The sequence below is a fragment of the Coleofasciculus sp. F4-SAH-05 genome (assembly GCF_040222985.1).
In the GTDB taxonomy this organism is placed as follows: domain Bacteria; phylum Cyanobacteriota; class Cyanobacteriia; order Cyanobacteriales; family Coleofasciculaceae; genus Coleofasciculus; species Coleofasciculus chthonoplastes.
Genome location: NZ_JAVKBY010000178.1, coordinates 1 through 21,451, shown reverse-complemented (window position 1 = coordinate 21,451; position 21,451 = coordinate 1). Strand labels below are relative to the sequence as shown.

20 protein-coding genes and 1 pseudogene are annotated in these 21,451 nt (G+C 43.9%); 12 read left to right on the top strand and 9 right to left on the bottom strand.

What is annotated here, in order from left to right:
• Positions 1-34 precede the first annotated feature (34 nt).
• Positions 35-1,501, top strand: a complete 1,467-nt coding sequence (locus RIG27_RS21030; protein ID WP_446348376.1) for a serine/threonine protein kinase — start codon at positions 35-37, stop codon at positions 1,499-1,501.
• 95 nt (positions 1,502-1,596) lie between these two features.
• Here the strand turns inward: RIG27_RS21030 and RIG27_RS21025 are convergent, their stop codons facing one another.
• The gene (locus tag RIG27_RS21025) at positions 1,597-1,998 is read right to left on the bottom strand and encodes a hypothetical protein (protein WP_446348374.1); all 402 of its coding nucleotides are present in this window, start codon (positions 1,996-1,998) and stop codon (positions 1,597-1,599) included.
• 336 nt (positions 1,999-2,334) lie between these two features.
• Between RIG27_RS21025 and RIG27_RS21020 the strand changes: the two are divergent.
• From RIG27_RS21020 to RIG27_RS21000, 5 genes and pseudogenes are all read left to right on the top strand, one after another.
• Positions 2,335-3,213 (top strand): annotated as a pseudogene (locus RIG27_RS21020) (serine/threonine protein kinase); the annotation flags it as partial.
• A gap of 210 nt (positions 3,214-3,423) precedes the next feature.
• Positions 3,424-4,857 (top strand): serine/threonine protein kinase, encoded by a 1,434-nt coding sequence (locus RIG27_RS21015; RefSeq protein WP_446348373.1) that lies wholly within the window; start codon positions 3,424-3,426, stop codon positions 4,855-4,857.
• 332 nt (positions 4,858-5,189) lie between these two features.
• The gene (gene serA / locus RIG27_RS21010; RefSeq protein ID WP_446348371.1) at positions 5,190-6,773 is read left to right on the top strand and encodes a phosphoglycerate dehydrogenase; all 1,584 of its coding nucleotides are present in this window, start codon (positions 5,190-5,192) and stop codon (positions 6,771-6,773) included.
• 131 nt (positions 6,774-6,904) lie between these two features.
• A complete protein-coding gene (prmA, locus tag RIG27_RS21005; RefSeq protein ID WP_446348369.1) occupies positions 6,905-7,795 on the top strand; it encodes a 50S ribosomal protein L11 methyltransferase in 891 nt (296 codons plus the stop codon).
• A 77-nt stretch (positions 7,796-7,872) separates the two neighbouring features.
• A complete protein-coding gene (locus RIG27_RS21000) occupies positions 7,873-8,325 on the top strand; it encodes a PPC domain-containing protein (RefSeq protein WP_446341076.1) in 453 nt (150 codons plus the stop codon).
• Positions 8,326-8,414: 89 nt separating this feature from the next.
• Here RIG27_RS21000 and RIG27_RS20995 read toward each other — a convergent pair whose 3' ends face one another.
• The 3 genes from RIG27_RS20995 to RIG27_RS20985 form a co-directional block, all read right to left on the bottom strand.
• Complete coding sequence (locus RIG27_RS20995) at positions 8,415-9,122, bottom strand: PHP domain-containing protein (RefSeq protein ID WP_446341075.1); 708 nt, start codon at positions 9,120-9,122, stop codon at positions 8,415-8,417.
• A gap of 414 nt (positions 9,123-9,536) precedes the next feature.
• Positions 9,537-10,778 carry a HetZ-related protein gene (locus RIG27_RS20990; RefSeq protein ID WP_446348366.1) on the bottom strand — a complete coding sequence of 414 codons (1,242 nt, stop codon included), beginning with the start codon at positions 10,776-10,778 and terminating at the stop codon, positions 9,537-9,539.
• Positions 10,779-11,201: 423 nt separating this feature from the next.
• On the bottom strand, positions 11,202-11,867 hold the full coding sequence (locus RIG27_RS20985; protein WP_446348364.1) for an L-threonylcarbamoyladenylate synthase: 666 nt from the start codon (positions 11,865-11,867) through the stop codon (positions 11,202-11,204).
• Between the two features lie 136 nt (positions 11,868-12,003).
• On the opposite strand from RIG27_RS20985, the gene RIG27_RS20980 reads away from it, so the two are divergent.
• Positions 12,004-12,741, top strand: a complete 738-nt coding sequence (locus RIG27_RS20980) for a 2-phosphosulfolactate phosphatase family protein (RefSeq protein ID WP_446348362.1) — start codon at positions 12,004-12,006, stop codon at positions 12,739-12,741.
• A gap of 81 nt (positions 12,742-12,822) precedes the next feature.
• Here the strand turns inward: RIG27_RS20980 and RIG27_RS20975 are convergent, their stop codons facing one another.
• The 5 genes from RIG27_RS20975 to RIG27_RS20955 form a co-directional block, all read right to left on the bottom strand.
• Positions 12,823-13,425, bottom strand: a complete 603-nt coding sequence (locus RIG27_RS20975; protein ID WP_446348360.1) for a DUF3226 domain-containing protein — start codon at positions 13,423-13,425, stop codon at positions 12,823-12,825.
• Positions 13,425-14,510 carry an AAA family ATPase gene (locus tag RIG27_RS20970; protein ID WP_446348358.1) on the bottom strand — a complete coding sequence of 362 codons (1,086 nt, stop codon included), beginning with the start codon at positions 14,508-14,510 and terminating at the stop codon, positions 13,425-13,427. The genes RIG27_RS20975 and RIG27_RS20970 overlap by 1 nt, the downstream gene beginning before the upstream one ends.
• A 165-nt stretch (positions 14,511-14,675) precedes the next feature.
• Positions 14,676-15,500: an oxidoreductase gene (locus RIG27_RS20965; RefSeq protein ID WP_446348356.1), complete on the bottom strand. Its 825-nt coding sequence runs from the start codon at positions 15,498-15,500 to the stop codon at positions 14,676-14,678.
• A gap of 71 nt (positions 15,501-15,571) precedes the next feature.
• Positions 15,572-16,576 carry a phenylalanine--tRNA ligase subunit alpha gene (gene pheS, locus RIG27_RS20960; RefSeq protein WP_446348354.1) on the bottom strand — a complete coding sequence of 335 codons (1,005 nt, stop codon included), beginning with the start codon at positions 16,574-16,576 and terminating at the stop codon, positions 15,572-15,574.
• Positions 16,577-16,627: 51 nt separating this feature from the next.
• Entirely contained in the window at positions 16,628-16,852 is a 225-nt protein-coding gene (locus RIG27_RS20955; RefSeq protein ID WP_446348352.1) for a hypothetical protein, read from the bottom strand.
• Between the two features lie 354 nt (positions 16,853-17,206).
• Here RIG27_RS20955 and RIG27_RS20950 point away from each other — a divergent pair, with 354 nt between their 5' ends.
• From RIG27_RS20950 to RIG27_RS20930, 5 genes are all read left to right on the top strand, one after another.
• Positions 17,207-18,001, top strand: a complete 795-nt coding sequence (locus tag RIG27_RS20950; protein ID WP_446348350.1) for a hypothetical protein — start codon at positions 17,207-17,209, stop codon at positions 17,999-18,001.
• Positions 17,943-19,298 carry a hypothetical protein gene (locus RIG27_RS20945; protein ID WP_446348348.1) on the top strand — a complete coding sequence of 452 codons (1,356 nt, stop codon included), beginning with the start codon at positions 17,943-17,945 and terminating at the stop codon, positions 19,296-19,298. Before RIG27_RS20950 ends, RIG27_RS20945 begins: the two co-directional genes overlap by 59 nt.
• On the top strand, positions 19,258-19,749 hold the full coding sequence (locus RIG27_RS20940; RefSeq protein WP_446348346.1) for a hypothetical protein: 492 nt from the start codon (positions 19,258-19,260) through the stop codon (positions 19,747-19,749). The genes RIG27_RS20945 and RIG27_RS20940 overlap by 41 nt, the downstream gene beginning before the upstream one ends.
• A gap of 8 nt (positions 19,750-19,757) precedes the next feature.
• The gene (locus RIG27_RS20935; RefSeq protein WP_446348344.1) at positions 19,758-19,886 is read left to right on the top strand and encodes a hypothetical protein; all 129 of its coding nucleotides are present in this window, start codon (positions 19,758-19,760) and stop codon (positions 19,884-19,886) included.
• Between the two features lie 615 nt (positions 19,887-20,501).
• Complete coding sequence (locus tag RIG27_RS20930) at positions 20,502-21,143, top strand: flavin prenyltransferase UbiX (RefSeq protein ID WP_446348342.1); 642 nt, start codon at positions 20,502-20,504, stop codon at positions 21,141-21,143.
• The last annotated feature ends 308 nt before the right edge of the window (positions 21,144-21,451 follow it).

Sequence of the window (21,451 nt, the reverse complement as noted above, 5' to 3'; positions counted from 1 at the left end):
AAGATAATCACTTTTATCAAAAGGATTACAAACCATGACAACACAAATCTTTAAAGAGCGTTATGCCATCCAGAAACAGTTAGCAAAAAATGCCGGAAGACACACCTGGCTGGCACAGGACTTACAGACTAAAGAATTAGTTGTGATTAAATTGTTGATTTTTGAATCAAACTTTCAATGGGATGAATTGAAGCTATTTGAACGAGAAGCGCAGACGTTACAAATCCTTTCCCATCCAGCCATTCCCCGTTACCTAGATTACTTTGATGTAGACACCACAATGGGGAAAGGATTTGCATTGGTGCAAAGCTATATCCCCGCTAAATCTTTAGAGCAATGGTTAAAGAGTGGACGAAGGTTTAGCGAAGCAGACATTAAGCAACTGGCTCAAACACTGCTTAAAATTTTGTGCTACTTGCATAGACAACAGCCGCCAGTTATTCACCGAGATATCAAGCCCAGTAATATTTTATTGGCAAACCGCTCAGGTAACAGTGTAGGTCAAGTTTATTTAGTTGATTTTGGCTCAGTACAAACCCTAGCGGCAAAACAAGGTAGCACGATTACGGTTGTAGGAACTTATGGGTATATGCCACCTGAACAATTTGGTGGACGAACAGTTCCCGCCTCTGATCTTTACAGTTTGGGTGCAACCTTAATTTATTTAGTAACAGGGAGGCATCCAGCCGAATTACCCCAAGAAAATTTGCGAATTCAGTTTGAATCATCTGTTAATCTTAGTCCAAATTTGATTAATTGGTTGAAGTGGATGACACAACCGAGTCTAAATCGCCGTCTGTCATCGGCTAGGGAAGCGCTGAAAGCGTTAGAACAGCCTTCTCAGAAAACAGATACAGATATCTCTGCGGTTGGACAAAAACCGTTTGGGAGTAGGATTAAAGTCAAAAAAGATGGGAAAAATATAGAGATTTTGATTCCGCAAAAAGGATTAAAATTTGACAGAAAATTTTGGCTATCTATGTTTCAAATGTTGATATTTGGTCTGATGGGGTTATTTTTTATAATTGGGTTTATTCTAGGAATAGGGATATTTTTTGAGAGTGAATCCCTAATAGCTAAGGTAGCAGTTTTATATTATGGCTTAATTTTGTTTAATATGGGTTTTTTCAGTGGTCGTTTTAGCTTGACAAAAGCTTATGAAATTTTCAGATATATTTTCAGAGTAACTCGACTCAATCTAAATCCCCAAGAAATTTCATTGACTTACGAGTGGCTCTGGTGGAAACGCCAGCCAACTCCAATTATGAAGAATACTATTATAAAATTGCGCTATAGTCAGACGGCTGTAGTGAAAATTGGATCAGGCGACGTCTATGATACAAAATCTATTGATGCAACAGTTACAATCATTGCCCCACAACAGAAATATGTAATCTCTGCCGCTTCTGAGGAACTTGTAGAGCCAGAAATTGACTGGTTAACTCACGAAATTAGTAAATGGTCGGGTATGCCAGTTACTGTTGAAGACGTGCGTCACTAGGTACAAAGACTAACCGAAAACCTTGACGACAATAGCGACTCCACCTGAAGCGAGAACCTTCCTGCTTTTAGATAGACAGGTAAGCTGTTCGGCATTTAAACCTTAATGTCAATAATGGCTCTCATCCTTGCCGTAGTGCGAGCATCTTGCTCGCTACATTGAGAATCTTGCTCGCTACATTGAGCATCTTGCTCGCTACATTGAGAATCTTGCTCGCTACATTGAGCATCTTGCTCGCTACATTGAGCATCTTGCTCGCTACATTGAGCATCTTGCTCGCTACATTGAGAATCTTGCTCGCTACATTGAGCATCTTTCTCGCTACATTGAGCATCTTTCTCGCTACATTGAGCATCTTTCTCGCTACATTGAGCATCTTTCTCGCTACATTGAGAATCTTGCTCGCTACATTGAGAATCTTGCTCGCTACATTGAGAATCTTGCTCGCTACATTGAGCATCTTGCTCGCTACATTGAGCATCTTTCTCGCTACCCATTCCCAATTTAAATGCATGACCGCTTACACTCCATATCTCACCAGACCGGGAAACGCTATACCATAGAAGAAAAATCAAAAATTGCCGGAAAACTCGGTAGTCAGTCTGTAAGATAACCTATCACCCGTTACCAACCCGTTAAAATCTGCGGCTAAACCAACTCAAGCCATCTGTGCGGATAAAAGACGTAGAGACGTTCCAGCGGAACGTCTCTAAAAAATGGAGTATTGAGTAACGAATGTTACCATTAGCTATAAATTTAACTACTGGTCTGGTGTTCTAGGCAAACAGCGAATCTGATTCAGTAGTTTAAAGACACAAAAGCTTAGGGAAAAAATGGTGGAGCAAGTATTAAAAGAACGTTACGCCATCCAGAAACAGCTCGGTAAAAATGGCGGACGACAAACCTTACTAGCGCGGGACATACAAACCCAGGAATTAGTTGCCATCAAACTTCTCACCTTTGATGCCGATTTTAATTGGGACGATCTCAAACTATTTGAGCGAGAAGCCCAAACCTTACAATCCCTCTCCCATCGGGCTATTCCACGTTACTTAGACTCCTTTAAATTTCAAACATCCAAGACTAAAGGCTTTGCCTTGGTACAGAGTTATATCGAAGCGAAATCTTTAGCCGAATGGGTAGAATTTGGTCGCACTTTTAACGAAGATGACATCAAGCATATAGCTAAAGCGTTGCTGGAAATATTGATGTATTTACACGCACAGCATCCGCCAGTGATTCATCGGGATATTAAGCCGAGTAATATTCTCTTGGCAAACCGCTCAGGCAACAGTATGGGTCAAGTTTATTTAGTTGATTTTGGCTCAGTTCAGACTTTAGCCGCAACAGAAGGTAGTACGATTACAGTTGTGGGAACTTATGGGTATATGCCGCCAGAACAATTTGGTGGACGTGCGGTTCCAGCCTCCGATCTCTACAGCTTAGGTGCCACGTTAATTTACTTAGTAACCGGGATGCATCCTGCTGATTTACCCCAGGAGGATTTGCGAATTCAGTTTGAACCAAAAATTCCTCTCGATTCAGCTTTTGTTGACTGGTTGAAGCGGATGACTGAACCGGATTTAAATAGGCGTTTAATTTCGGCTAATCAAGCGTTAAAAGCTCTGGCAGGTTTCGAGCAAAGAGAGGAAATATGCCCAGTTATAAACAAACCTGTTCGTTATCAGTTTCAGCCTTCAAGTTCAAAAGAAAGTATCTGTAAATTAAAGTTAGGATTTCTACGGAATGTGCATATTTGGGCAGGAACACGGCAATATGAACTTCTTACTGCACATCTTACTGATAACGAGATTGATTGGATAGCTCATGAACTCAGCGAATGGTTAGATCTACCCATCACGAAATAAAGATAAATCGAATTCAATACTTAAGAATATTTTAAATTAATAGGATCATCAAAAATGAGAAATAAAGTTTTAAACGGACGTTATGCCATCCAAGAACAGTTAAGTAAAAATGCCGGACGACGCACGTTGCTGGCACAGGACTTACAAACCCAAGAATTCGTTGTGATTAAGTTACTAATGTTTGCAGAAAGTTTTCAATGGGATGACTTGAAGCTGTTTGAACGAGAAGCGCAAACTTTACAACGCCTTTCCCATCCAGCAATTCCCCGTTACTTAGATTATTTTGATCTAGACACCTCAACCGGTAAAGGATTTGTCTTGGTGCAAAGCTATATCCCAGCTAAATCCTTAGAACAATGGTTAAAGAGTGGACGAACATTTAGTGAAGAAGACATTAAGCAACTGGCTCAAGCACTGCTGGAAATTTTGCACTACTTGCATGAGCAACAGCCGCCAGTCATTCACCGAGATATCAAGCCCAGTAATATTTTATTGACCAACCGATCAGGTAACAGTATCGGTCAAGTTTATTTAGTTGATTTTGGCTCAGTACAAACCCTAGCGGCAAAACAAGGTAGCACGATTACGGTTGTGGGAACTTATGGATATATGCCACCTGAACAATTTGGTGGACGAACGGTTCCTGCTTCCGATCTTTATAGTTTGGGTACAACCTTAATTTATTTAGTAACAGGGAGGCATCCATCTGAATTTCCTCAAGAAAATTTGCGAATTCAATTTGAATCATCTGTTAATATCAGTTCAGATTTGATTGACTGGTTGAAGTGGATGACACAACCGAGTCTAAATCGCCGTTTGGCATCGGCTGGAGAAGCGATGAAAGCCTTGGAACAGCCTCGTCAGCGAACATATATACCGGCTATTCTGGCGGTTAAACAAAAACCATTAGGGAGTAAAATTAAAGTAAAAAAAGAAGGAGGAATTGTAGATATTTTGATTCCGCCCCAATCAATTTTTAACGGCGAATTATGGATTAGTGCAGTATTTAATTCCCTGTGGGGTATAATGTTTTTATATCCTCTTCTTTACGCCATGCATCCGTTTATTGTTTTAAATACACCTCTTGTTGTTAATTTCGCTTTTGTCGTTTGGATGATATTGACACTACCTTTTACGATAAAAGGCATGAGTTTTTTGATTGAAGCTTGGGGTTTTATTATCAGATCAACTCGACTACATTTCAAGTCTCAAGAAATTATATTAACTTACGAGTGGCTGGGCTTAAAATTTTATAAATCTCCAATCATGAAGAATACTATTAGCCAACTGCGCTATACCAATCGTTATCAAACAATTACAATCATTGACCCACAACAGGAATATGTACTCTCTGCCTATTCTGAGGGACTCGTCGAGCCAGAAATGGAATGGTTAGCTCACGAACTCAGTGAATGGTCTGGTGTGCCGATTACTATTGAAGACGAGGGTCAAGAAGTAGAGAGAATGGCTAAAACAGTTGACTCCTGACCGAAAACGTTCACTAGGATAGCAACGCCACCGGAAACCGCGATCGCTCGAACCACTCTTAACTCTGCTGACCCCAATACACGGGAGTTTGAGCGGGTTGAGCGGCTGTGGGTTAAGGATTGGCATCATTGCCAACAACCGGGAAAACACGGGAAACTTTAAAACTTTCGGTCAATGTGGTCAACACTGACCCCTTTGCCGTTACAATAACCTACTGCGGTCAGTCATCCTGATTGTCCAGCGATAGCCCTGTTGTGTAGTTGATAAGCTGTCCTGCATTAATTTACAGCAAGGCACAATCGGTGTAACTCATTTCAACCCATCTACTGGCAATGTCTAAAGTACTTGTATCCGATCCCATCGATCAAGCTGGAATTGATATCCTCTCCCAAGTGGCTCAGGTTGATGTGAAAACCAATCTATCGCCTGAGGAACTCGTTGGCATCATCGCTGAGTATGATGCCATGATGATTCGTTCTGGCACTCGTGTGACCAAAGAAATCATCGAAGCGGGTAAACAACTCAAGATTATTGGACGTGCTGGGGTTGGCGTTGATAACGTTGATGTCCCAGCCGCTACCCGTAAGGGTATTGTGGTGGTTAACTCCCCGGAAGGAAATACCATTGCGGCGGCTGAACACGCTTTAGCCATGATGCTGTCCTTATCACGCCATATCCCAGAAGCCAATCAGTCGGTGAAAAATAGTCAATGGGATCGCAAGCGCTTTATCGGTGCCGAAGTTTACAAAAAAACCATAGGTATTGTGGGCTTGGGTAAAATTGGTTCCCATGTGGCAACAGTTGTCCGCTCCATGGGGATGAAGTTACTGGCTTATGATCCCTTTATTTCCCTGGAACGCGCTGATCAGCTAGGCTGTCGTCTGGTGGATATGGATTTGTTGTTGCGGGAGTCGGACTACGTCACCCTGCATATTCCCAAAACCCCGGAAACCACTCATTTGATTAATGCCGAAGCCTTGGCGACAATGAAACCAACGGCTCGAATTATCAATTGCTCTAGAGGTGGAGTCATTGACGAGGCGGCACTTTCAGAAGCCTTAAAGACAGGTAAAATAGCTGGGGCAGCACTGGATGTATTTGAGTCAGAACCTTTGGGAGAATCCCCCCTGCGAGAACTGAACAAGGAAGTGATCCTCACGCCTCACCTGGGTGCGTCAACCGCAGAAGCCCAAGTTAATGTTGCCATTGATGTGGCTGAACAAATTCGCGATGTCCTCTTAGGATTACCGGCTCGTTCAGCCGTGAATATTCCCGGACTATCGTCTAATGTGCTAGAACAGCTCAAACCGTATATGCGCTTGGCAGAAACCCTGGGCAATTTGGTCAGTCAGTTAGCGGGTGGGCGAATTGAACAGCTCAATGTCCGGTTACAAGGGGAATTAGCCACGAATAATAGTCAGCCATTAGTGGTAGCCTCTCTGAAAGGACTATTATCCCAAGCCTTACGTGAGCGGGTGAACTACGTCAATGCTTCAATTGAGGCAAAAGAGCGGGGAATTAGGGTGATTGAAACCCGCGATGCTTCGGTTCAAGATTATTCGGGTGGTTCGCTACTGCTATCGGCTAAGGGTTCCTTGGGTGAACATTCGGTGACGGGAGCGCTATTGAGCGATGGTGAAATTCACATCACCAGTATTGACGAGTTTCCGATTAATGTGCCACCGAGTCACCACATGCTTTTTACCCTGCACCGCGATATGCCGGGAATTATTGGTAAAATTGGGTCGCTGCTGGGTAGTTTTAATGTGAATATCGCCAGTATGCAGGTCGGTCGCAAAATTGTCCGAGGTGATGCTGTAATGGTCTTGAGCATTGATGATCCCCTACCGGAGGGAATTTTGACCGAAATCACCAAAGTTCCTGGTATTCGGGACGCTTATACGGTAACACTGTAGTCACGTCAATTTTGGATTTTGGGTTTTGGATTTTGGATAACTCAGACAGTAGAACAACGATTCTCCGGTATCTGTTGGTTTTCAACGGCTCTCCCTCAATCTAAAATCTGAAATCTAAAATCTGAAATCGTATGGCAAATAGCTGGTGGGAAATTACAATTTTGAGTGATCCATCCTTGGAGGATTTAATCTTCTGGCGACTGGAGAGTTTCGGCTGTCGGGGAATGTCTTGTGAAAGCAAAGGACACTCTCAACTGATCCGAACTCACTTACCCCAAAATCAGGCACATTTGTTGGATTTGGCAGCACTTTCTTTATGGTTGCGCCAAGATGCGCTGACGGTAGGATTGCCACTCCCCTTAACCCAGTGGCACTTAATTGATGAAGAAGACTGGGCAAGCAGTTGGAAACAGCATTGGCAACCTACAGAAATTGGCGATTGCTTTTTGATTTACCCGGCTTGGTTATCTGTACCCCCACAAACCGATCGCCTGCTGTTGCGCCTCGATCCGGGTGCAGCATTTGGTACGGGAACCCATCCCACCACGCATCTGTGCCTAGAAGCCCTGGAAATGCGAATCGGTTATGATCATAGCCACCCCGTTATTGCGGATATTGGGTGTGGATCGGGTATTTTATCCATTGCCTCTGTGTTATTGGGGGCAAAAAAAGTCTTGGGAGTAGATATTGATCCCCTAGCTGTGCGCTCTGCCCGCAGCAACCGAGAATTGAATCAGATTAGTGCCGATCGCTTAATTGTGAAGAAAGGTAGTGTTGAGCTATTAACTCATCTTCTGGGTGACAAAAAGGTTGATGGTATTCTCTGCAATATCCTGGCAGAAGTGATTATTGACCTGATTCCCGGAATCAGTGCGATCGCCAGTCCCCACTGTTGGGGAATTATTAGCGGGATATTGTTGGATCAGGCTAAACCTATTGCTGATACCCTAGAACAACATAACTGGACAGTAGCGACTCTCTGGAAACGTCAAGAGTGGTGTTGTTTTAATATTCGACGATAGATGATTAGGAGTGCAGAATCATCAATACCTACAGTAGAACGCCTATAATTGACCCGTTCAGCGTAAATTAATTTTCTATGATGAATGCCTTTGCCGCTCGTTTTAGCTTTGCTCTGCTTGTTCCTACAACCTTTTTGACAGTGGGCTTAACGGCGGCGGCTGTGAGAGCGCAAAATCAACTGTATAATCCGATTCCGATTCCTGAGCGTAATCAAGTTTCTGATACCCTCACTGACCAAGATATTCCCACGGGAGAGGGGGGGTTTGCCCGGGACTACACTATAGAATTGAGTGGTGGCGATCAAGTGGCTATTGATTTAATTTCAGATAGCTTCGATACTATTGTTACGCTCTTAGCCTCTGATGGCTCGACTATTGCCGAAAATGATGATGGTCCCGATGGTACGACGAATTCGTTGCTATTTTCCCGGATTACTGAAACGGGAACCTATATTATTCGGGTGCGGGCTTTTGGAGAAACAGGCGGGGGTTCTTTTACCTTGAAGGTGACACGTTTGCGACCAATTTGAATGATGAAATGCTAAAGGTTCCAATCTTCGACTGATTGTAGAGACGCGCCATGGCGCGTCTCTACACGGAAGGGTTAGTGTTGGGTAGTTTACAAACGCCGTAGCAAGTTTGAACCATGGGTATCTGTACCACAAGTATTGAACAAATTATAGGTGGCACTTAACTGTTTCACCTGCTGCGTTTGCCTAGGGCTGGGATGCCAAGGATTCGGGTTAGCGTAAGCGTAATAGGCTTCTACGCCATCAATTCCCAAATTGGCGGCGGCGGGAATCAGTTCATGAGCTGAACGTCGATAACGGCATGGATGAGCCAGTACAGCCAATCCACCTGCCTGATGCAAAACATCAATGACAGTTGCGGCTTCAGCCTGCTGATGTTTGGGGGCTTTGCCTTGGAGATAAGACTTTAACCTGAAATGATTGGGATCAAATGCATAGCCCAAGATATGAACATCCGTATTCAATAAGCGAGCGGTGATTTCTACGCCAGTCCAGAGGTGAGGAATTGCCTGAGTTGGTAAAGAGTCCTGGAGAGAATCTAGATAGGTTTGAGCCATATAATAGCCATCGATTGTGTGATGATCGGTGATCGCAAACCCTTTCAGACCGATAGCAATGGCTTGTTCTATTAACGTTTTTGGATGAAGCTGACCATCAGACGCCTTAGTATGACAATGGAAATTGTAGGAACGAGGACAACTATCGGGACCCAAGGTTTGCCAGACCTGCCGGAGAGCTTGTTGATCTTGTTCTGCTATTGGGGATGATACTAAAACTGGAGCCATTTTAACCACCATGTTTGCTGATATTATTAATAGATGAGTCTAATGAATGAGAGGCTCTCCTCAACTGCTCAAGCCAGTCAGCTTGCCCAGAAATACGTCTAATCATTTCAAATTGTTAACACTACCTTAGCAAAACTTAGTAGTCATCGTTTGTAAAAACCCGGTGAAGCGGTCTCATTTTCCATTGGTACTTTCTCGCGTTAGCATAACGTTCGCTAATCTTTCCGCTTCTCCCAGAAGTAGCCAACTAAGAACCGTCTGCCATTGGCTGTACTAGGAGAATCCCCCATCTAAACCGGAGGAGTTAGAGGGGGATAACGGACGGTTGGACTTGAACCGTTTAAATGACACGCTAAGAGAATCAAGTTTTTGCGTTCGACCTCCTCCACATTCAACTGTTGCACTCCTTACTTGGCAAGAGAACCCTCAGTCAGAATTGCGCGTTTTCCATGCACATTCTAGTAACTTTGTCCAGCGCTTTTGTAATTGTTTGGGTGTACACTTGAGCGCTTTAGCAATCTCAGCATCGCTCTTGTGGGCTTGTTTGAGAGACAGGAGTTGCTGTTGTTGCTCATCAAGTGTAGCCAAAAAGGTTTCCCATTGGTCAGAGGTCATGCCTAATTTTTGGTCTAAATCAGCTCCCAGCCATTGGTGTACCAATTTCCAGTGGGATGACCGGGCGAATTTTTCCACATGGTACTTAAAGCGCTGTTGCAGATAGTCCCGTTGGCGGGGGGTTAGTCCTAAAATCTCATCGATTTCTGGTGCGGCGAGGTCTTGTAACTTTAAGACCAAGTAATCCGCGCAGTCAGAGTGACCTTGTTGCTCAAGATAATTAATCAGTTCACCCACCACGAGATCGCGCAATACGGATTCACTGGGATCAGTGGTTTGAGCGACTAGGTGCGCCCGCACTTGTTGCATGGCTGGGGAGCGGCTTAACTCTCGGGCTTCTTCACCCTTGGCAAATTCTACCGCTTGCTCAATATCCAGAGCCGTTTCATTGGGTTGGCGTCTGGCAAAGCTTTGCGCTCTCAGGACGATAAGCTGTTGACTACAACGGTTCGGTAATGTGATGCGCCGTTTGGCATACTGTTCCGTAAATGCCATATACTCCGCCAGTTCGATTTGAGTGCGAGGCGTGTAGTCTACATCCACCTCATTTTCCCGACGAAATGCTTTTAAGGACTCAGCATAAAAGTCTTGTAAAAAGTCCTCAATCAGATTATAACGAGCCGAGAATTTTAACTGGGATTGAGGCTGGGCAACATGGCGATAAACCATGGCACTTAATGTGCTGTGCAATTCAACACGCCCTTGCTTAGACCCCAATTTATAGTAGCCTAAACACTTGTGTAAGCGATGACGGATTAAAGTGATTTGCCAGGAGCGGACTTGACCAGAGGTTTGAATGCGATCGCTCTTGCGGCAAATTCGTTGTACCTCCTGCACCATGCGTTTTGCCACGACTTGAGCGCGACTGGGTAGTCGTTTGGGCCCAGAAGTCAAACCACCGTTGGTTTCTAAAGCTTTGGAACCATAGAGTGCCGACCGCATTTCCTCTAGCAACAGATCAATTAAACTTTGAGTGTCTGTGCCGAAAACTTCCGGATTCTCTAGGTGGTTTGGGGAAGGTTGAGTGATAGATTTAACAGTTTTAACGTTCATGGTATTGCCCCTAAAGACTACAGTTACGAATTACCAAGACATCAGCAGAGGAACGAGTGGTTATTCGGAATAAATGCTCTGTTGCTGTCCACAATTTGAATGTAAAACGTTACGCCTAGTCTTTGGTTGAGTGGTGTGTCACTAAACGAGAGATCACGAGTACACGGCAGACACCCTCGCCGATTTAGGGACTATGCTTATGGCGGCTGGTCCCTTGCTCCACATGCATTTAGGCAATTGGCAAGGGGCCAGTATTGCCACGACTTGACGATGGGGTGAGAGTAGACAATTGACAAACTGGGTTAATTTTGGACAGTCGTCCGAAATTGCCCGCCTGTCTCCTGTAGTCCGAATGCTGATCAGCGACAGCCTAGCTGGATTGGGTTTGACTCGACAGGGTGACACTAACTGATTAGGTCAACCTTATTCCCAACTCTGGTTAGCGGGTACAGCCCACGCCATAGCGGCTTGGGCCCCCAAACCTTTCCGTAGGATTGTCGGTTCATCCCCGGTCATGTCCAAAATGGTGGATACCTGGAAACCGGGTTCCGAGCCATCATCGACAATAATGTCCACTAAACCCTCAAACTGATCAAAGAGTCTGGCGGTTTCCAGTCCCACGGTGGGGAAATTTCCCATCTCATCGGGTAAATGAGCCGACGTGGAAATTACAGGATTACCTAGCGCTTCGAGTATGGCTTGACAAACCGGATGATCCGGAACTCGGATACCACTGGTTTTACGCTTGGGACTCATCACTAATCGAGGTACTAACTTAGTTGCGGGTAGCAAAAAGGTATAGGGTCCAGGAATCAGGCGTTTCATAATCCGGTAAGCCGGGTCACTAACCCAAGCATATTCAGAAATGTTGGATAACGAGGAACACAGAAACGTTAAGGGCTTCTCATTCGAGAGTTGCTTTAAACGCCTGACCCGTTCCACAGCCGATTTGACAGTCAGGTCGCAACCAATGGCATAAACGGTATCTGTGGGATATAACATCACCGCACCGTCTCGCAGGTTGTCCCTTATTTTCTCTATTCGGCGTATTTGAGGGGTTTCCGGATGGACTGTGTAAATCGTTGCCATAAGTCGTTTCCAATGATTGCAATGGTTAGATGATCTTATAGAGTAGCGAAGGTGAAAACGTGTAAAGCCTAAATTCCACGACCTTAACTGGGTAAAATATGGAGTCGGCATTTGAAAACACAGGTGCAATTAGCCAGTGAAGCTATTTATTTACCACACCCCCGAACTTACCCCAACGGATACGACGCCAGACTGTGCGATCGCGGTTGATGTGCTAAGAGCCACAACCACGATTGCTACAGCCTTACACGCAGGTGCTGAAGCCGTGCAAGCCTTCAGCGATATTGATCGGTTAATGCAAGTGAGCGAAAAATGGCTCCCAGAAAAACGCCTTCGCGCCGGAGAACGGGGCGGATCAAAAGTCTCGGGTTGTGATTTAGGCAATTCTCCCCTCGACTGCACGCCAGAGCGCGTCCAGGGACGCCGTTTGTTTATTACGACCACGAATGGGACTCGCGCCTTACAGCGGGTGCAGAATGCCCCTGTGGTGCTAGCCGCCGCCATGGTGAATCGTCAGACGGTGGTGCAGTATCTGCTTGAGCAAAAACCCGAAACCGTTTGGCTTGTGGGTTCAGGCTGGGAAGGTTCCTACTCTCTAGAAGATACCGCTTGTGCGGGTGCGATCGCAGATAGCCTGATCTCTCAAACCGATCACTCTCTGGGCGATATCGCGGGTAATGATGAAGTCGTTGGCGCTCTTGCCCTTTATGCTCAGTGGAAAGACAAGATGTTAGAAATGTTTCACCATGCTAGTCATGGTCAACGTCTACTGCGATTAAACGGTCATGAGGATTTAAAGTATTGCGCCCAAGCGGATAGTTTGGATGTTTTACCGATTCAGAAAGAACCTGGAGTTTTAGTTAGAAAATTCTGAAGGTTTCAGATACGCCATAGCGCGTCTTTTCCCCTAACTTTGTTCAAGGAAACTGGTTAGGGTCAGCTAAAAAGTAACAAATCACAGGGATGCAATAAAGTTTTTTAAAGGCTCAAAAGCTGGACTATTCCAATTCCAATAACCAGCTTTTGCTGCTTCTCCTAAACGTTTATCTGGTTCAATTTGCGAGGCTAACCAAGCATGAACTTTAGCTTTTGCCATGTTTTTGGGTTGTCTTCCGGTCTGATTTTGAATACATTGAAAATATGCGTCTACGCAAGAAATTCCTAAATCATCAACAATAGATTGAATACATAAATCTTCTAACATTCCTTCAGTGTTATTATTAGGTAATATAAAAATTTTACTACTTAGTTTTTCTCCCAATTGTCCAGATTCTGGTATTGGTAAGTTATTATTGATTAAAGCTGTTTCAATACTTTGAAGTGCCGCATCTTTATTCTCGTCAGCATCCCTGGTTATTCCTAAAGAAATCAGGTCAGAAAATCCTGGTATTAATCGTAAAGTCTTCAGGTAGTTACTTAGGTTAGTTTTCCCGTTATATGTTACTACTTCAATATTGTTTATATCCATAAATTTTAATAATTCAACGAAAACTAATTTTTCTTCAAGTCCTTCACCTAAAAGTAGTTTTTGTTGAGTAATTTTAGTGAGTTGTTTCATTAACGCATTTCCAAATTTAACTCAACAGACGTAGTAATAGTATCTCGGTCATAATTTAACATTTTAATATTGTTACTTTCTTTTTCTCTTTCTAAACGATAATAAGAAAAATCATATATATCTAAAGCGGAAAAAGCTTCATTAGCTGCGGCTATACACTCCCAACTGTGAGTGGTGGCAAATATTTGAGTATTAACTTTTCTCGCCGCTAAAGTGATAGCTGTCCAAACCTTGACTAATATTGAATAATGCAGTCCATTTTCTATTTCATCTATTAAAACTGTCCCCTCTGAAGTATTTAAAATAGATAAAACTATAGATAATAATTTTCCCATTCCTTCTCCCATTAACGGGACTGGAATTAATGAATCTAAGCCGATATCTCCATAAATCATGGGAATACCTCCGGTTACTAAAACCGCTAATTTATTGAGGCGCGGCTCTAATATTTTTAATATTTCTATTACTTCATTTTGGCGATTTATTGCCTCTAAATAACTAAATCTTTCGGCATCTTCAGTGGGAGAAATTCTCAGTCTACTACTAATAAATTCACTGTTAGGCAATGATTCCAATGATTCTAGTTGTCCTTCTTCTTGTTTTACCGCAATCTTTATTTCATTAAATTCTTCATCGCTGGTTAAAAATATTTTAAACCTAACAGCCTGTTTTTCTTGGTGATAATATTCTAACTTTAAGTCTTTTAACGTTCTTTTTTTATTGGATTTCGCATTAATTGGAAATAATCTGGTGTCTAATGCTTTATCTAGTCTTAATTTAAGTTCGCTAGATTGATTATATTCATCAATGGTACTAATTTGAATAACTCGATTAATGTTTTTTTTATAGAACAACCATTCACAAATATCTTCAACATCAATAGTTTCTTGACGAAAAACACCCCTAAAAATGTTCAACTTAAAAAGAAGTTCAATAGAATTCAAACTTGACAATAAAAATATGGCTTCTAAAAATGCTGTCTTACCAATATTGTTGACTCCCCCAATTAAGTTTACCCTTTTGAGGTTGTCAATCCTAAAGTGTTCAAAACATCTAAAGTTTCTAATGGTAATTGATTTAAACATAGTTGGTAATCTCTTAATCCCATTCCGGCACAAGACTCTGTAATAAAAACCTAGCGCTGATAGGTATTTCAGCCATTAACAGTACCTAATCTTATAGTGGGAAGGGAGTATAAGCGATGATATCAGTGTGCGATCGCTTGAGCCTACTTCTGCTCCCCCTGCCTCCTACCGAATCGCACTGGCAATCAAACGCTCCCAAGCCCAATCAGGTAGCAGCCAATGCAAAAATATATAGAGTTTGGCATCTGTTGGTGTCGCATACCGCCGCTTGGGATGGCGACTATTCACCGCCTTAGATACTGCTTTGGCAACCACATTAGGACTTGAGGCATTCTTGTAATCTTCTAACAGGTTTGCCATCGGTTCAACCGCTGCTTGGTATGCTGAACCTTGAGAGTTCTCTCGTAATGTCTGAGCAGCAATACTCGACCATTCACTTTCAATCGCCCCCGGTTGCACAACCACCACGCGAATGCCAAAGGGTTTGGTTTCCATTCGCAAGGCATCGGATAACACCTCAACCGCGTGTTTCGTGGCATGATACCAACCGCCGATGGGCATCCAAATTCGCCCTCCCATCGAACTGATATTCACGATTGTACCGGATTTTGCCGCCCGCATTGAAGGTAGAACCAATTGCGTCAGCCGCATTAAGCCAAAAACATTCACATCAAACTGTCGCTTTGCCTCTTGGAGTGGTACATCTTCTAGCGCCCCGTAGGAACCATAACCCGCATTATTCACCAGTGCATCAATTTGTCCTTCAGCAGAAAGTAGGGTTTGCACAGCCGTTGTCATACTGGCATCATCAGTCACATCAAGGGGCAGAACTTTGGCGCCCATTGCTTCAATATCCGCCATTTTCTCCACTCGCCGCGCCGCACCATACACAATCCAACCCTCTTTTAGAAGTTGCTGCACAATCGCTTTACCGATCCCAGACGAAGCGCCTGTAACCAGAGCCACTTTTTTCTTTGAACCGCTAGACATAGGAAACTCCTAATTTTAGGAACTACAAAGGACGAATGACTAATGACAAAGGACAAATGACTAATGACCCCTTAAAACTGTTGCAAAAAGCGCAAATCACTGGTATATAAACGGCGGATATCATCAATTTGGTGCATGACTAGGGCAAAACGTTCCGCGCCAAACCCCGCCGCAAACCCGGTATAAACTTCTGGATCATAACCAACGGTTTTCAGCACATTGGGATCAACCATTCCACAGCCGCCCATCTCTAACCATTTCCCTCTCCATTTGACATCGACTTCCGCCGAGGGTTCTGTGAACGGGAAATAACTGGCGCGTAAACGCACATCGACATCTTCACCGAATAATTCTTGGAAAAAGACTTTTAATGTCCCTTTGAGATCTCCAAATGTGATGTCCTCATCAACGGCTAAAATCTCAATTTGATGGAAAACAGCCGAATGTGTCGCATCAACGGTATCCCGGCGATAAACCCGCCCTGGGGCAATAATTCGGATGGGGGGTTCATTATTTTCCATGTAGCGAATCTGTACCGAAGAGGTATGGGTTCGCAGCAGGTTCCCATCGGGGAGATAAAAGGTATCCTGCATATCCCGCGCCGGATGGTCTTGGGGGGTATTTAATGCCTCAAAATTATAATAATCGGTCTCCATTTCCGGTCCCGTGGCGACGGTGTACCCTAGACCGACAAAAATATCCAGAACTTGGTCGATAATGCTATTGAGGGGATGAATTCGACCTTGAGATTTATACACCCCTGGCATGGTCACATCAAGGGTTTCGGCGGCTAATTTTGCTTGAATTTGGGCGGCTTGTAACTCCTGGCGCTTGTTGTCCAGAGATTGTTGGAGGGCTTCTTTGACTTCATTAGCCAGCGCCCCAATTCGAGGTCTATCTTCGGGGGATAGCTTCCCCATCCCGCGCAAGATTTGGGATAACTGTCCTTTTTTCCCCAAGTAGTTGACGCGCAATTGTTCCAATTGATCCAGCGTATCCGTTTTTGCGATCGCAGGAGTGGCTTCTTGTTTGAGGGCGACTAATTGAGTCTCTAGCTCGTTGAGCGAAGTAGTCATGAATCAAGTCGTGATCAGGTTTGAGAGAGGCAATGCTTGCCAAGGCTTTTCCTAGTTTACCCTTATCGGAAGAAGGCGAGGGGGAAAGAAGACCTTATTATATTCCGCCAACGCCAGAATTAGGAGTGCGATCGCTAATATAACCGCTGTGGCGATTCCACCATACTCGACTAAGGTTATGGGGTTGATTTGGGTTAACGGTGTGGGTGTGATGGTTTCGATGGCGTTGGCTTGGGGTTCTAGATTCGGTTGGATTTGCGGGTTGGAGTTGATCATGGTGTTTACCTCGGTTATCGATACAACCATGATGGCTTGGGTAATAGGTATTTTAGGTAGGTACAAGTAGGGGACTGGGTAATGTTAGGGTTTGTAGGGAAATGTAGGATAATGTTGGTTTTTCATTTGTCATTTGTCATTTTTCATTTGTCATTTTTCATTTTTCATTTTTCATGCGTCCTTTCCACCTCTGTAGGGGCGACCCGCTTGCATTAATGAACAACACCAATCTACTCAATTGAATCGGGTTTCCACCTCTGTAGGGGCGACCCGCTTGTACTAATGAACAACACCAATCTACTCAATTGAATCGGGTCGCCCTCTTGTCAGTTTGTCGTCAGCGTTGAAGCGTTGATGGCGAAGACAGCGCAACTACAAGCGCAGTTACAAACTGGCAGAATGGGGATGGGTTTGATAAAATTGGCAAATGAATCTCAAGGCTCACTAATGAACTCAAAAGAGGCGCTAGAATTCATCAACAGGCTGCTTAGGGAGAAATCCCAGCCCGTTTTGGATGAATCAGAAGAGGCGATTTTTATTGGAATTTGGGATAAAAAAGAGTATCGGGATATTGCTGCTAAAATTATTTTCAGTGAGCAACATACTAGGAAAATGGGTGCAGATTTATGTAAGAAAGTTACCAAATACTTAGAGATACGAGTTCGTAAACGCAATTTTCGGAAGCAAATAGAATATCGATATAAAGAATGGTCAAACCAGCAAACTCATGGGTTAAAATCCGATGCTAGTACCTTGGAAATGACCTCTCCCCCTGCCCCTCTCCTACCAGGAGAGGGGAGTAATTTCTCGTCTTTCGGGGAGGATAAGGATTCAGATATTATAAATGACAATATAATCACCAATCCTTTCACTCCCCAACAAAGCAGAATCGACAATCCACAAGACTTCTTTAACCGAGAACGGGAAATTAGGCAGATATTTGAGGTGATTAATAGTGGTAGCAGTGTTGCCCTAATTGGAACAGAGGGTGTCGGTAAATCTTCTTTACTTTCCCAGATTTGCCAACTGGCGGATACTCATCTCCATTCACCGCGTCAGCCTGTCTTTCTCGACCTAAATTTGGTTGAAGATGAAAATGATTTTTATGGTGCATTATGTGATGAGATTGGTATACCGAAAAGTAACTGAAGCTGAAATTAATCAGTTAGTTGAGGAGAGTGGGGGTCATTTTCCGGATACAGGTACTCGATATACAGGTATTCGATTAGATACTCCTGCCCGTGCTGCGGCTGCTGGATTTTGGTATCTCCATAACAAAAAACTCGCCAAAGCAACGGAAGCCTTTGCCGTTGTCCGTTCTCTTCTCTATGGCGAGGAACTCTTCACCCTCGCCCAAACTCTCACCACATTCAACGAAGCCAAAGAACCCACCACAATTGCTACTTTAGAAGTCCCCAATACCCCCAACGAACCCTTACTACGTCCCATAACCTGGAACACCATAAACGCTCTCTATCGAGTCGTCGAAGATGTGCGAGTGGTTCAGCGTAGTGTCTCTCGTTCCACCCGTTCCTTTGCCCTCAACCGCGCATTAGGAGAACTGGAAACTATCCTTAATCGTATCGAAACCCTACCCGAAGCTGAACGAGAACTGATTAAAGATATTGCCCAAACCTGGCAAGACGCCTTATTACAAATTGCGACTGAAATTGGGCAGATTTCCATCACTAAAACCGTTACCAATCCTTATGTAGTAGGTGACCCCGTAGAAGGGAATCGCTTTGTCGGACGAGATGATATTCTCAGACAATTAGAAGAACTCTGGGTTATGGGTCAACAACTCCAATCCGTTGTTCTCTATGGTCATCGCCGCATGGGGAAAACCTCGATTCTTTTAAATGTGGCAAACTGTTCCGGTTCACGGGTAAAAGTCGTTTATATTAACCTACTGCGTTTAGGCAGTCCCCAAGGTGTCGGAGAAGTTTTAATGGCGATAAGTGATGCGATTTCTGATGCTATCGGTTGTCCCCCTCCCGATGATGATGCTTTGCTAAATCTTCCTTATCGGACGTTTGAACGCTATTTTAAACAGGTGGTCGATATGGTGCAGGGGACAGAGACGGAGACGCGCCATGGCACGTCTCTACAGGGGTTAATTATTGCCCTAGATGAATTCGAGAAAATCGAGGAACTCATTGAAACAGGAAAAATCCCTAATGACTTTATTGGCTATCTGCGGGGATTGGTGCAAATGAATGCTAAAGTCGCCTTTGCTTTTGCCGGGTTGCACACCTTAGAAGAAATGACCGCCGATTATTTCCAACCCTTTTTTGCCAGTGTTATTCCGATTCACGTTGGTTTCTTAGAATCTGCTGCAACTCGCCAGATTTTAGCCAATCCCAGCTTAGAAAATCCGGATGCGACTGTTTCAGATGTCCCGGATAATGAGGCGGTTGATTTTCCCCTACACCCCAGACGCCCTTGACTTCATCTATCATCTCACCGCAGGTCAACCTTATTTAGTTCAATTGGTGGGATTCCAACTGGTGCGCCGTTATAATGATTTTGTCTTTGAACAGGGACATTCTCGTGACCCTGTTTTTACGGTAGACGATGTGGACGCGGTAATTAATGACTCTGAATTTTATCAGCGAGGACGGTATTATTTTGATGGGGTTTGGGGTCAAGCAGCGCGAGGGGTTGCGGGTCAACAGGCAATTCTCAAGGTTTTAGCACTTCACCCGGATGGGTTAATGATTAAGCAATTAAGGATAAGGTTAGCAGAATTATTCAGAGAATCAGGACTTGCGCCCCTAGAGGAGAAACAATTAGAGGAAGGGTTGGAGACATTAAAACGCCATGATGTGATTCAGCAAAAGGGTGATTATTGGCAGATTATCGTTGAACTATTCCGGCGCTGGGTTTTCAATCAATAGATTGTCATTTGTCATTTGTCATTTGTCATTTGTCATTTGTCATTTGTCATTTGTCATTTGTCATTTGTCATTTGTCATTTGTCATTTGTCATTTGTCATTTGTTGAATCAATTTTTTACCGAATTGTAGTGGCGTGACATACCGACTTTTATCAATTAACCTTACGCCAAGAAACCGTAGGGGCGCACTGACGTGCATTGGTATAAACTTAAGGTGAAAGGCACGACTGGCAAGCTTTTCACCCTCATCCCCTAACCCCTTCTCCCATCAAGGGAGAAGAGGAACAATCACAGAAAGACGCTTGCAAAGCATCTCTAGAATACCTTTTCTATATCGCTTTCTTCTTGCTCCCCTCTCCCCTGGCGGGAGAGGGGCTGGGGGTGAGGGGTTGTAGCTTAAGTTGACACCAATGACTGACGTGCGCCCAATTCAATGGTCAAATCTATTTCACCCTTTTTAGGAAGCTCCATTCAACCGCAAACAGTTGAAAAAACATAATATGAATGTCACTGATTCAAGCAGAATGTTGCCAACTTGGACGCCTAGAAATAAATTTCCGGCTGAAAGCTAAAGTAAGCTAAAGCTTACTGAATATTTGAATCCGTTAAAATGGGTTTTGGCTTTAGTTCAGGGCTTAGGCTAAAATTCCGAATAGGAACATTTGCGACAAAATGATTCTATTTGATGTAGAAACTTAGCCTGCTACGCCTCTACACTGGTAAAGACTGACAACTATCTTCCGTTAAAATCGCGTGTCTTCAACCAATCCCCAAACGTTCCCCTTAATCCTCGGTATTACTGGTGCCTCTGGCTTAATCTACGCAGTACGTGCCGTGAAGTTTCTCTTAGAAGCCGACTATACCATCGAACTCGTAGCATCAAAATCAGCCTACATGGTTTGGCAAGCGGAACAAAATACCCGTATGCCTCCAGAACCCGAACAACAGACACAATTCTGGCGTCAGCAAGCAGGTGTACCCAAAAAAGGCAAGCTAATTTGTCATCGCTGGGGGGATGTAGGTGCAACCATTGCCAGTGGTTCATTCCGAACGTTGGGAATGGTGATTATTCCCTGTAGTATGAGTACTGTGGCAAAAATTGCTAATGGTTTAAGTTCAGATTTATTGGAACGGTCAGCCGATGTGCAGTTAAAAGAAGGGCGTCAACTGATAATTGTACCCCGTGAAACCCCATTCAGCTTAATTCACCTGCGTAACCTCACCACCCTAGCTGAAGCCGGAGTAAAGATTGTGCCAGCAATTCCCGCCTGGTATCACAATCCTCAAACGATTGAAGATTTAGTGGATTTTGTTGTAGCGCGTACTTTTGACCAACTCAATATTGACTGTGTTCCTTTAACGCGATGGCAAGGCGGTTTTAGGGAAAAGGTTTGACCCTTTGCTTGGTTCAGGGAATCGGATTTGTAGGGGCGGGTTTCACAATTATCGTTTTTTACCTTACCCAAATGTAACTAAACCCGCCCTAACCAAGTCACGGCGATTAAAATCGCTGCTACACAAGCAAAGTCCGCCTACGCGGACTGAATTATAATGGGGGTAGTTTGACGCTCCCGTCGCTAAAAGCGAGGGATTCTTGAGCTAATCACTGCCCTTTTGGGTTACCCCTACTAAGGTCTTACACGATTATGTCTGAACCGAGCTTACTAGAATATCACTTGTTATCTAGTACCCACTGGTGGTTC

Excerpts from the sequence above, each read along its gene's own strand:
- RIG27_RS21030 (WP_446348376.1), top strand. The coding sequence starts at position 35 with ATGACAACACAAATCTTTAAAGAGCGTTATGCCATCCAGAAACAGTTA.
- RIG27_RS21025 (WP_446348374.1), bottom strand. The coding sequence starts at position 1,998 with ATGGGTAGCGAGAAAGATGCTCAATGTAGCGAGCAAGATGCTCAATGT.
- RIG27_RS21015 (WP_446348373.1), top strand. The coding sequence starts at position 3,424 with ATGAGAAATAAAGTTTTAAACGGACGTTATGCCATCCAAGAACAGTTA.
- serA (WP_446348371.1), top strand. The coding sequence starts at position 5,190 with ATGTCTAAAGTACTTGTATCCGATCCCATCGATCAAGCTGGAATTGAT.
- prmA (WP_446348369.1), top strand. The coding sequence starts at position 6,905 with ATGGCAAATAGCTGGTGGGAAATTACAATTTTGAGTGATCCATCCTTG.
- RIG27_RS21000 (WP_446341076.1), top strand. The coding sequence starts at position 7,873 with ATGATGAATGCCTTTGCCGCTCGTTTTAGCTTTGCTCTGCTTGTTCCT.
- RIG27_RS20995 (WP_446341075.1), bottom strand. The coding sequence starts at position 9,122 with ATGGTGGTTAAAATGGCTCCAGTTTTAGTATCATCCCCAATAGCAGAA.
- RIG27_RS20990 (WP_446348366.1), bottom strand. The coding sequence starts at position 10,778 with ATGAACGTTAAAACTGTTAAATCTATCACTCAACCTTCCCCAAACCAC.
- RIG27_RS20985 (WP_446348364.1), bottom strand. The coding sequence starts at position 11,867 with ATGGCAACGATTTACACAGTCCATCCGGAAACCCCTCAAATACGCCGA.
- RIG27_RS20975 (WP_446348360.1), bottom strand. The coding sequence starts at position 13,425 with ATGAAACAACTCACTAAAATTACTCAACAAAAACTACTTTTAGGTGAA.
- RIG27_RS20970 (WP_446348358.1), bottom strand. The coding sequence starts at position 14,510 with ATGTTTAAATCAATTACCATTAGAAACTTTAGATGTTTTGAACACTTT.
- RIG27_RS20965 (WP_446348356.1), bottom strand. The coding sequence starts at position 15,500 with ATGTCTAGCGGTTCAAAGAAAAAAGTGGCTCTGGTTACAGGCGCTTCG.
- pheS (WP_446348354.1), bottom strand. The coding sequence starts at position 16,576 with ATGACTACTTCGCTCAACGAGCTAGAGACTCAATTAGTCGCCCTCAAA.
- RIG27_RS20955 (WP_446348352.1), bottom strand. The coding sequence starts at position 16,852 with ATGATCAACTCCAACCCGCAAATCCAACCGAATCTAGAACCCCAAGCC.
- RIG27_RS20950 (WP_446348350.1), top strand. The coding sequence starts at position 17,207 with ATGGCGAAGACAGCGCAACTACAAGCGCAGTTACAAACTGGCAGAATG.
- RIG27_RS20945 (WP_446348348.1), top strand. The coding sequence starts at position 17,943 with ATGAAAATGATTTTTATGGTGCATTATGTGATGAGATTGGTATACCGA.
- RIG27_RS20940 (WP_446348346.1), top strand. The coding sequence starts at position 19,258 with ATGAGGCGGTTGATTTTCCCCTACACCCCAGACGCCCTTGACTTCATC.